Annotated in this window: 9 protein-coding genes; 4 read left to right on the top strand and 5 right to left on the bottom strand. The window is 40.5% G+C overall.

Translation table 11 applies throughout. The features are described 5' to 3' along the window. Both MSI_RS12075 and MSI_RS12070 read right to left on the bottom strand, forming a co-directional pair. On the bottom strand, positions 1 to 1,190 hold a 1,190-nt coding region (locus MSI_RS12075), incomplete at its 3' end, for a hypothetical protein (protein ID WP_039924854.1). Between the two features lie 23 nt (positions 1,191 to 1,213). Beyond that, positions 1,214 to 1,711, bottom strand: coding sequence for a hypothetical protein (locus tag MSI_RS12070; RefSeq protein WP_009107455.1), 498 nt, complete (start codon positions 1,709 to 1,711; stop codon positions 1,214 to 1,216). A gap of 103 nt (positions 1,712 to 1,814) precedes the next feature. On the opposite strand from MSI_RS12070, the gene MSI_RS12065 reads away from it, so the two are divergent. From MSI_RS12065 to MSI_RS12050, 4 genes are read left to right on the top strand one after another with little or no spacing between them, the layout of a single operon-like run. After that, positions 1,815 to 3,086: a DegT/DnrJ/EryC1/StrS aminotransferase family protein gene (locus MSI_RS12065; protein ID WP_009107453.1), complete on the top strand. Its 1,272-nt coding sequence runs from the start codon at positions 1,815 to 1,817 to the stop codon at positions 3,084 to 3,086. Between the two features lie 25 nt (positions 3,087 to 3,111). Then, positions 3,112 to 5,346 (top strand): molybdopterin cofactor-binding domain-containing protein, encoded by a 2,235-nt coding sequence (locus MSI_RS12060; RefSeq protein WP_009107451.1) that lies wholly within the window; start codon positions 3,112 to 3,114, stop codon positions 5,344 to 5,346. Then, positions 5,343 to 5,840, top strand: a complete 498-nt coding sequence (locus MSI_RS12055; protein WP_009107449.1) for a (2Fe-2S)-binding protein — start codon at positions 5,343 to 5,345, stop codon at positions 5,838 to 5,840. The genes MSI_RS12060 and MSI_RS12055 overlap by 4 nt, the downstream gene beginning before the upstream one ends. Then, complete coding sequence (locus tag MSI_RS12050; RefSeq protein ID WP_009107447.1) at positions 5,840 to 6,637, top strand: xanthine dehydrogenase family protein subunit M; 798 nt, start codon at positions 5,840 to 5,842, stop codon at positions 6,635 to 6,637. The genes MSI_RS12055 and MSI_RS12050 overlap by 1 nt, the downstream gene beginning before the upstream one ends. On the opposite strand, the gene queA is transcribed toward MSI_RS12050, so the two are convergent. The 3 genes from queA to MSI_RS14375 form a co-directional block, all read right to left on the bottom strand. Then, the gene (gene queA / locus MSI_RS12045; RefSeq protein WP_009107445.1) at positions 6,630 to 7,703 is read right to left on the bottom strand and encodes a tRNA preQ1(34) S-adenosylmethionine ribosyltransferase-isomerase QueA; all 1,074 of its coding nucleotides are present in this window, start codon (positions 7,701 to 7,703) and stop codon (positions 6,630 to 6,632) included. The genes MSI_RS12050 and queA overlap by 8 nt on opposite strands. 88 nt (positions 7,704 to 7,791) lie before the next feature. After that, positions 7,792 to 8,853 (bottom strand): Holliday junction branch migration DNA helicase RuvB, encoded by a 1,062-nt coding sequence (gene ruvB / locus MSI_RS12040; RefSeq protein WP_009107443.1) that lies wholly within the window; start codon positions 8,851 to 8,853, stop codon positions 7,792 to 7,794. Between the two features lie 105 nt (positions 8,854 to 8,958). Next, positions 8,959 to 11,016, bottom strand: a complete 2,058-nt coding sequence (locus MSI_RS14375) for a methyl-accepting chemotaxis protein (RefSeq protein ID WP_009107441.1) — start codon at positions 11,014 to 11,016, stop codon at positions 8,959 to 8,961. Between the last annotated feature and the right edge of the window lie 174 nt (positions 11,017 to 11,190).

Genomic DNA, 11,190 nt, shown 5'->3' with positions numbered 1-11,190 from the left:
CTGTCTTTGTAATTGTTTTTTACAGGCACAATTGTAATCGGATAATTATTTCCATATTTGTTTACAACTTCCTGAATGTTTGCATCATCCCTCATTGTTGCAATCTGAATATAATAAGAATTGCGTTTCAAATCTCCGCTTCCAGAAACCATAAAGTTCTGATATGTAAGGTCTGCTTTTACTGCATTTGCCTTAGGGGCAGCAGAAACTTGAGAAGTATATGTAGGCTCAGTTTTTTCGCAAGGCTCTTTTGAAACTGCTGCAGGAGAGTCTGACACCGGAGGATTTGCTCCAGAAGGAACAAGAACAATTGCCTCATAAGATTCTGAATCATCATAAAGACCATCATCATAAGAAGTTTCACTTTCTTCATAAGGAAGGGCAGCAATAGAAGAAGCTGGAGTTTTTGCTTCTTCAAGCTCTTCTTCATCAAAAGGAGTTTTATTTACTTCTTCTTCAACTACAGGTAGAGGAAGAGCCGAAATTGCAGCTTCTGCACGTTCTGCAGCACGAGACTGAGCTTCTGAGCTATCTTCTGCTTTTTCAATAAGAGGCGCTTCGTTTTCTTTTTCTGTTACAGCAGCGATTTTTTCTGTTTCAAAGTCATCTTCTTCAACTTCATTAAAAGTCTTACTCAAATTATCTTCTTCAGAAGGTGCAGCAGCAAGTACACTTTCTGTTTCAGCTTTACTTTCAGGTTCAGAACTTTCAGCCTGACTTACAGCAGGAATATTTTCTTCCTGGAAAACTTCTTCAGCAACAGAATCAGCAGAAGGATTATCTGTTACTTTCTTTTCTGCACCTGCAGTCTGGTTATTAGAAGAAATAACGGCATTTCCATAAACACGGTCATCCTGTCCGTTACGTTTTGTAATCTTTACGATTGAGTTTGAATCTTTTTCAATTCCGCAGGCCTGGGCAGCTTCAGGAGTAAGCATAATTGCAACCCCTTCTGAAGCATCAAGGGCACCAATTACCAGAAGGTCAACATTCTTATTCTGTGCCACATTTGTTACGCTGATAATATCCCCCGGCAAATATCCGACAGTCTTAGCAAAAAGTCCTGAAGGCATTACCCCGTCATCAACGACAACAGCCCTTCCGTCTAAAGAAGGACTAAAAGAAGCAAGCATCAGAGTGCCCGCAGCCAGCATAGCCAGTTTTGTCAATTTTGAAAAAATCTTATTCATATTCCTACCCATCCTTAAGAACACTAGGCCTTTATTGCACTATTTATATTTTTTACAAGATTTGCGGCAATTGCACTCAAATCTTCCTGTCCGTTCGGCTGAAATTTAATATCCGATAAAGTTGCAGAATTAATTACAAGTCCGGTTTTTACTCTTGCAAGTTTCCAGACAATCTTTTCTATTTTAGATTCTGCCTTTCTTACACTTTCATCAGAAATATAAAATACTTCAATCTGAACAAAATAATCAGAAGAACCGTTCAAGGCTTCTCCAAGTCCGCTTTTCCAAAGGGCAAGCGCCTCATCATCTGTGTTGAACATTGAAGCTTCTGAAGTTGTGACGATATAATTTTTTTCAAAAAAACCGTCCAGAACAAAAGTTTCTATATCATAGGATTTTTCACTGATTTCTTCGATTGCGCTATCCTGCTGCAAAATCTGAACTGAAATCTGACGCGCAAAACTTGCCGTACAAAAACAGATGGCAGTCATTAAAAACATAAAGAATTTTTTAATCCCCATGATTTTCCCCTTCTTTTATTTCTTACTTACTTTTCGGTTTCTTTTTGAATTCACTTAAGAAAAATTTTGTGATAGAATACAGTCAGGTAAAAAAAATACAACTATGGCAAATGAAAATATGGTTCCGTTTCAAAGAGCGGCAATTACAAAAGACGAAGAAGATGCTGTATTAAACGTACTCCGCTCTGGCTGGCTTACAACAGGAAAATATGCGCTGGAATTTGAAAAAAAATTCACCTGCGCAATGACAGAAAGTGATAAATCACCCTTTACAAAAGAAGAAGTTTCAAAAAACAGAAAAAATCTGGGGCTTTCTACAGAGCCGGTTATCAGTCTTGCTGTAAACTCAAATACAAGCGGAATGATACTTGCAATGGAAGCCTGCGGAGTAAAGGCAGGGACTGCAGTAATTACCACACCCTACACCTTTGTTTCTACTGCAGCAAGTGCCCGCCATTTAGGCGCAGATGTTTATTTTGCAGATGTAGAAAAAGATAATTACAGCATTGATCCTGAAAAAATAGAAGAAATCTTAAAAAAAGATGCAGAAAGCGGTTCTCCTAAGGTTCAGGCAATCGTTCCGGTTCATATTGCCGGAAATATCTGCAACATGAAAAAAATTGTTGAACTTGCTCACCGCTACAGCAGACCTGACCACAAAATCTATGTAATTGAAGATGCCGCCCACTCTTTTCCTTCTCCAACTGAGCTTGGTTTTGCAGGGGCAATCGGAGATGCCGGGGTTTTCAGTTTTTATGTTACAAAAACAATTACAACGGCGGAAGGCGGAATGGTCTGCACCCGCAATCAGGCACTTGCAAAACGAATGACAGTTATGCGCCTTCACGGAATGGACAGAACCACCTGGGACCGCTATACTTCTCCACGTGCTTCCTGGGAATACGACATTGTTGCACCGGGATATAAATGCAATCTTCCGGATGTGCTGGCTGCAATCGGCTGCTGCCAGTTAGACAGAGCCTGGCTCTTTTACCAACAGAGAAAAAAAATCGTAGAAAGATATAACAAGGCCTTTTCACAGCTGGATTTTATTCAGCTTCCGCCAGATGGAAAGGGAAACTGCTGGCATCTTTATTTAATGAGGCTGAACCTGGACAAACTGAAAATCACCAGGGAAGCTTTTGCAAAAAAAATGCAGGAAGCGGGACTTGGAATTTCAGTTCACTTCATTCCTCTCTTTCACTTTACCTACTGGAAAGAACTTTATCCGGAATTCAGGGCAGAACACTACCCTAATGCAGAAAAACAGTATCAGAGAACAATTTCTATTCCTCTCTTCCCGGATGAAACAGAAGAACAGGCTGATTTAGTAATAGAAACAATAACAAAAATTGGAAAAGAAAATCACATTTAGCAGAAAATGCTATATAATAGAATAAATGGCTAAATCTACAAAGGCACCTAAAATTGTAACACGCTCTCTGGATGCAAAAGGCTTTTACAGTGATTTCTCAAAAGAAGGAATGCTGTATGCAGCCCTTATACGAAGCCCTGCAAATACAGGTATTGTAAAAGATATAAAAATCCCGGATATGCCCGAAGGCTATTCTCTTTTTACCGCAAAAGATATTCCAGGTTCAAAAATAATGGAATTCAACAATACGGTAACCAAGATTCTGGGCTACAAAAACGTAAATTATACCGGAGAACCTTTAGGAATCATTGTAGGACCTGATGAACTTGAAATAAAAGAACTTACAGACAGGGCAGCAATTTATTTTGACATTCAAAACCTTGAATCAGCCCTGACAAATGTAATGAAAAGCAGCAGCAAGAATAAAATTCTTTCTGAAAAACTGCCGTCCCCTGCACAGGATTCACTTTCAGATCTTGATAATCTTGCTACAAGCTTAAACGAACTTCCCTCTCTTGACTCCGTAATTGACAATAAAAACCAGAATACGCAGGCAGAAAAAGTTGTAGGCGAAAGAATTATTTCTTCAGGTTCCTTCAAGGAACTTAGCCAGGAAGAAGCAGATAAAGAATTATTTGAAAGCGAAAAATATGTAATAGAAGAAAGCTGGTCCCAGACAATCGTAAATCCAAAATGGCAGGAACCATCAGGAGCCTTTTGTTACACAGAAGGAGAAAAACTTCACGTTTATGCACCTACAAAGTGGACTTTCTTTTTGCAAAAGGTTCTTTCAGAAGCCTTAAATCTGAATCCGGAATTAATATTCATTCACAAAACAAAGACTTCCAGCCTTTACTCTGACGGACTGTGGAGAACAACGCAGATAGCAGTGCAGACCGCCCTGGCATCATATCTTCTAAAAAAACCTGTAAAACTCATGCTTTCTCAAAGCGAGCAGGAAGAATTTATGGGACCTGGGGTAAAGACCGACATCACTTATAAGGCAGCGGTAAACGAAGAAGGCCGTATAAAGGCTCTTAAAGTAAATATCGCAATTGATGTTGGTTCAGAAAATCCTTTTGCCCAGGAAATTACAGACAGACTTGCTATTGCTTCTGTTAATTTCTATAAAACTAAAAACCTTTACATAAAGGCTCAGGCAAAAACCTCAAAAAATCCACCGACAACCATAAGCATTAAGGGAGTGGATTCACAAAGCTTCTTTGCAATAGAAAATCAGATTCAAAAAATCAGTAATATTACAGGAATCTTCCCGGATGATGTCAGAACAATCAATCTGGAAAAAGTAAAAGACTTTCCCTTTGAATTTGAAGACAGCAATATTCTTGAAGTTATACAGAATACAGTCCGCATGAGCGATTTCAACAGAAAATATGCTTCCTTCCATATGGATTCCATTGACCGCGTTGAACAGGGACAGGAACCATTTTTCGCCTTCCCACTCCGCGGAATCGGGCTTTCCTGCGCCTACAATAATTCAGGCTATCACGGAATCAGCTCTTTTTCCTATTATCCAAAAATTGAAGTCACCCTGCTTCCAGACGAAAAAGTAAGCATTCACACAATTCAGACTTCAAACGTAAATCAGGATATATGGAGAACAACTGCAAGTAAAATTCTGGAGCTTCCAAAGACAAATGTTCAGATAGATTCAAACTTTACCCTGGAAGAAATGCCAAAATCACCGGAAGATTCCTTCAGTACAATCGGCATTATCAATCAGCTGATAAAAAAATGCTGCCTTGAAATTCAAAAAAAGCGTTTTCATCAGCCGCTTCCTATTACTTCCAAAAAAAGTGTATCTGCCAGCGCCAAAAACAAATGGAATAAAGACAATTTCTGCGGAACACCTTTTATGTCCTCTTCGCTTATTTCCTGCGTAACAGAAGTTGAACTTGATCCTTATACTTACAACGAAAAAATCCGCGGTATCTGGCTTTCAATAGATTGCGGAGAAATTCTTGATGAAGCCGCAGCCCTGCGTACAGTCCGACTGGAGGTTCAAAAAGAACTTTCTCTTCTGGTTCAGGGAAAAAACGTAACCTGCGATGAGGTTTTCATACAGTTTATTCCTTCTAAAAATGCAGCCGGTCAGGTCGGAGAACTTGTTCATAACTCCCTTCCGGCCGCTTTTGCTTCGGCACTTTCTTCTGCACTGGCAACTCAGGTAACAAAGCTTCCCTGTACAGAACGCCAGCTTTATACACTGATTAAACAGCGGGGAGAAGTAAATCAATGAAAATACCAGTAACACTCAATAAAACAAAAGTTATTCTTGACGCCCAGGCAGACGAGCCCTTAGTTAAAGTTTTGCATAAAAACGGCTGCCCTTCTGTAAAAAGCGCCTGCATGGAAGGTGCCTGTGGAGCCTGTACCGTACTTTTGAACGAGGTACCTGTAGCTTCCTGCAAAATCCCAGCAGGTCTTGTAAAAGACATGGAAATAATTACCCTGGACTATTTTGAAAAATCTGATTTTTTTACAATCATCATGGACGGCTTCAATAAAGCCGGAATTAAACTCTGTGGCTACTGCAATTCTGGAAAGATTTTTTCAGCCTATCAGATTCTAAAAAACACAAAAATTCCTACCCGACAGGAAATAAAAGAGCAAATGAAGCACCTCTCTTCCTGCTGCACAGACCTTGAAACCCTGGTAAACGGCGTAATCTATGCTATGCAGCTTCAGGCAAAACGCTTAAAACGCGTTACAAAAATTGAAGGAGAGAAATAATGATAAAACAGATGCTTTATGCAAAAACTCCTAACGAACTTCTCACCCTTCTGAAAAACAATCAGGGCGCACAGATTGTTGGTGGCTGCACAGGAAACGAAGACTTTCCCAAAAAAGCAGTTTCCATAAAACAGATTAAGGACTTTAATCACATTACAAGACATGAAAGATTTCTTACAGTAGGTCCCGGAGTTACCTTAAATCAACTTCTTTCACTGGGACAAAATCACCTGCCGCAAATTCTTTACGAAGCCCTTTTATCTATTGCAAATCCAATTATACGAAATATGGCAACAATTGGAGGAAATATTCTTTCAAGCGGCCAGAAACACACTCTTTATGCCCCTCTTATGGCTCTGGATGCAAAGCTTGATTTTAAAACATCCTCTGAATCTTATTCGGAAAGCATTTTAAGTTTTAAATCCGTTGCTCAGGGAAGCATTCTTACCGCAATCCGCATTCCCCTTCTGGATTCCGATCTTTCAATTTTCCGTCGCATTGGTCCAGACCAAGGAATTTCAGAGCTTTCGGCTTCCTTTGCCTTCCTTGCAAAAATCGAAAAAAACAGTCTGTTAAGCGTCCGCCTGACTTTTGCAGGCCCTTTCACTTTTCACAGCAAGGAATTTGAAAACTCTCTTGTAGGAAAGCGACTGCCACTTTCTCAAAAAGACGTAAGCCAGATTTGCGAAGATGCTGCAAATGCCTTTAATAAAACCGCAACCGACAAAATGATCAGCGACGTAATGAAACAGCAGTTTTTTAATTTAACGCGATATTCGTTTGAGCAGCTTACCTAATAAACATACAATCGCCATAACTAAAGAAGTGATACTTTTCTTTTACGGCTGCTTCATAGGCATTTAAGATATGTTCACGGCCGGCAAAGGCACTTACCAGCATAATAAGAGTACTTTCCGGAGTATGGAAATTCGTAAACATTTTGTCTACTACGTTAAATTTATAACCCGGGTACATAAAAATGCTGGTAGAAGAAGTTCCGGCATTTACCCAGATGTCGTTGTCACCCGGTTTTCCGCCTGCATCTATGATTGCTTTTGCGGCACTTTCAAGGGTACGAACGCTTGTAGTTCCTACCGCAAGAATTGGTCTTCCCTCTTTTTTTGCCTTGTTGATGGCAGCGGCAGTTTCAAGGGGAATTGTATACCATTCTTCATGCATCTTGTGATTTTCAATTTCGTCTTCGCGTACAGGAAGGAAGGTTCCAAGTCCAACGTGAAGGGTTACAAAGTGACGTTCAATTCCCTTGTCAGAGAGACGCTTGAGCATTTCTTCCGTAAAATGAAGACCTGCTGTCGGACAGGCTGCAGAACCAGTATCAGTTGCGTAAACGTTCTGGTAGCGCTCACTGTCTTCCTCGGTATCTCCACGTTTGATATACGGAGGAAGAGGAATATGACCGTTACGCTCAAACCAGTTCTCGTCAATTGCAAAATCAAACTTCATTGCACGGAATTCTGTTCCGGCATTTCCTGCATGCTCTACAATAGTTCCAACAGTGCCGTCCGGGAATTTATAATGCATTCCAGGTTTCTGCTTTTTCGCACCTTTAACCATTGTATTCCAGATGCAGCAGTCCTTGTCGATTGTGTTCAAAAACATGAACTCGCATTCGCGGCCGGTAGTTTCCTTAATTCCGTAAACTCTTGCACGGCGCACGCGGGAATTATTAAAAATCATCAAGGTGTCGGGCGTAATTAAATCCGGTAAATCATCCATCATGTGATGTTCAAACTCGCCTGTCTGGCGGTTCAAAAGCATAAGTTTATCCTGCCCGCGTACTCCACTAGGGTGCTGGGCAATAAGTTCTTCTGGTAATTCAAAGTTAAAATCAGATGTTTTCATCTAAAAACTCCTAAAAAGAAATCCTACAACATTTTGCCTTGCAAAATGTTAAGCAAAGGTTCGGTACATTCGGAAGTTGTAAGACCGGTTACGACCTTTGCAGAAATAAAGACTGCTGTCCGTTTTTTGAATCAGTCACAGCTTCCGCACTTTGCAGGCCCAGATGAGAATAAGCCTTTGCCGTTACCATGCGTCCGCGCGGTGTTCTCTGTAAAAGTCCGCACTGAATAAGATATGGCTCATAGTAATCTTCCAGCGTATCAATGCTTTCCCCAATGCTGATTGCAAGAGTTTCTGCTCCAACAGGCCCTCCGCCAAAGTTTTCGATTATTGAGCGAAGAATATCGCGGTCGGCTTTTTCAAGACCAAGCTCGTCAATTTCAAGCTTTTTAAGCCCCTCGTCCACAGTTGAAATTGTTATGCAGCCGCTTCCCTGCACCTGGGCAAAATCGCGCATTCGGCGGAGAACACGGTTTGCAACACGAGGCGTTCCACGGCAGCACTGGGCAAGTAAAAGGGCTGCGTCTTTTTCAATCTGAACGTTTAAGATTCCCGCACTTCTTATGATGATTTTAGAAAGCTCTTCCTGAGTGTAAAACTCAAAGCGGGGAATAAAACCAAAACGTGAACGAAGAGGAGAACTTACACTGCCGGCCTTTGTCGTAGCCCCTACCAGAGTAAAAGGCGGAAGAGGAATACGGACAGTCCTGGCCGCAGCCCCCTGCCCGATTATCCAGTCAAGCTCAAAATCTTCCATTGCAATATAAAGCATTTCTTCAATTGCAGGCTTTAAGCGGTGTATTTCATCTATAAAAAATACAGTACGCTCTGTGATTGTGCTTAAAATGCCGGCAAGATCTTTTGGCTTATCAAGAGCCGGTGCGGAAGTTACCTTAAAGTCAACTCCAAGTTCATTTGCAGTGATTTGTGCAAGAGTAGTTTTTCCAAGTCCCGGAGGCCCGATTAAAAGCAGGTGATCCAGAGCTTCCTGACGCTGTTTTGCAGCCTCTATAAATGTAGAAAGATTCTTTTTTATGCTTTCCTGACCTAAAAAATCATTAAGCATTTTAGGACGAAGGCGGTTATCCTGTTCGTCATATCTATTTTGAATGTCGGCGCGAACTATAGCGCCGAAATCTTCATCGGTCATAAGTTTAGTTTAACAGATTTTAAAAATTTTTCCTACAAAAAAAATGCTCCCGCAGAGAACCCTTGTTCGCTCTGCCGAGAGCATTTTCTAAAAACTAACACCTGCCTAAACTTTAAACTGGTCTACCTGAACGCCGATTTTGTCGATTGAGTGATTAATCTGATCTGAAACTTCGCTCAAGGCAGCGCCGGTTTCGTTGATGTTTTTAGCACCGATGCTCATTTCTTCCATGCTCTGAGTCATGTTCATAGCGGCATCCTGAAGTGTCTGAACTTCCTTAAGAATCATTTTATTTCCTTCTTCCATTTCGGCAGAAGCATTCTTTACTTCAAGAGTGCTGTCCTGCATGCTGTGAAGGGCTTCGGTAATCTGCTTAGAACCTTCATTCTGCTCTTCCATTGCAGACTTAATCTGCATAACAAGGGCATCTGTTTCTTCAAGTTTTTTAGAAACCGATTCAAAGGCAATACTTGCTTCACTAGAAGCCGATACAACCTCATTGATTGATTCCTTAATATTGCTAAGCTGAACACCGATTGTCTTTGACTGGGCAGTAGAAGTTTCTGAAAGCTTTCTGATTTCATCAGCAACTACGGCAAATCCCTTACCTGCTTCACCGGCATGAGCTGCCTCGATTGCAGCGTTCATGGCAAGAAGGTTTGTCTGGCTTGCGATATTTGCAATTGCAACGTTTGCTTCCTGAAGCATCTGTGACTGGTTTTCAATCTGTTCAACCTTGTCATTAACAGCCTTCTGCTTGTCAATTCCCACCTGCGAATTAGAACGCAAATCATTGAATGAGTGAGCCATCTTATCCATTGAAGTATTTACAGAAGAAATGTTACCAATCATCTGTTCAACGGCAGCAGAAGCCTGGGTTACACCGCTTGACTGAGTTTCAACCATGCGGCCAAGAGATTCAATGTTAGAAGCAATCTCGGTAACAGCTCCGGCAGTCTGGTTAACGCTCTGAGTCTGTCCTTCAATCTGCTTTTTCATACTGTCGATATTTGCAACAATCTCTGTGATTGAACTTGCTGTATCGTGAGTTGCAGTTGTAAGGTTTTCACCTGCAACCATAAGTTCATCTTTAGAAGATTTTACATCACCAATAATGTTCTGAAGTTTTCCTGCAAAAGTATTAAATCCGTTTACAACAGCACCGATTTCATCCTGAGATTTAAGTTCGATACGTTTTGTAAGGTCTGCATCACCGCTGGAAATATCATTAAGAGTATCTTTTACGCCATTAAGAGGTTTCAAGAGTCCACCAAGAATCAGTGCAGAAATAACGCAAAGAACAATTACAAGGGCAGCAATAATAGGAATAATTATAAGAAGAATATGATTCATTGTCTGGTTGATTACAGCTGTAGACTTTGCAATAAAAAGCATACCGTCAACATCACCGCTAGCATCACCAATCGGAGCATAAATCGACATATATCTCTGTCCACTTATTGTATTCATTCCTTGATAGCGGGTACCCTCTTTTAAAACCTGCTGAACAATAGCTTCATTATCAAGTTTTGTTCCTACAAGATTTGCGCCAAGAGTAGTTGCGGCACGAATATTTCCTTCAAAAATAGTACATTCAAGTTTATAGGTATTTTTGATTGTATCTACAAATTCACTATCACTTAAACTGTAAGTTCCAAGTACAGCACCTACAACATTACCGTTTTTCTTTACAGGATAAGCATAACTCAAACTGAAAGGATAAAAATCTGTAGACTCATAAGATGCTGCTGGATTTCCACGCAAGGCATTACTTACTGAATAAACATTTGAAACATTCTTTCCTATTCCGCCGTTTCCACCTACAACACGTCCGCTGCGGTCTACAACTACAAGAAAATCAATGTCCATCTCAGAACCGTCATCCAGAGCCAGAGAATTTGCTGTATCAAGATCACCATCTGCAAGGGCAGTTGCAAGACGCGTTTTATCAGCCAAAACAAGAGTAGAATACTTGAGCTGCTCAGTCCATTGAGTAAGTGTCTCATCAACACCGAGCTCGGTTGTTTCAAGATTTTCCATTACCATTGCCGCAATTCGGGACGCAACGATTTTTGTTGAAACAAAAGCAACTGAAGCAGAAGCAAGAATTATTGCAAATGCAATAAGGGCACCAATTTTTACAGATAGTTTTAGACTTTTCATACTTTAAACATCTCCTTGCAAGACATAATTGTAGCTACTAAAAATTATACACCCATAAATTTTATAATGCAAAAAGAAAATAAAAGATGTTTATATAAAAGAATGTTTTTACGTCAAAAAACTAGGAAAGTTCCACAATTGCACGGCGGAAAATCAAATCTTCGCGGTCTTTTT

The organism is Treponema sp. JC4 (assembly GCF_000260795.1).
Lineage (GTDB): Bacteria > Spirochaetota > Spirochaetia > Treponematales > Treponemataceae > Treponema_D.
This window is presented reverse-complemented; position numbering and strand designations above follow the sequence as displayed.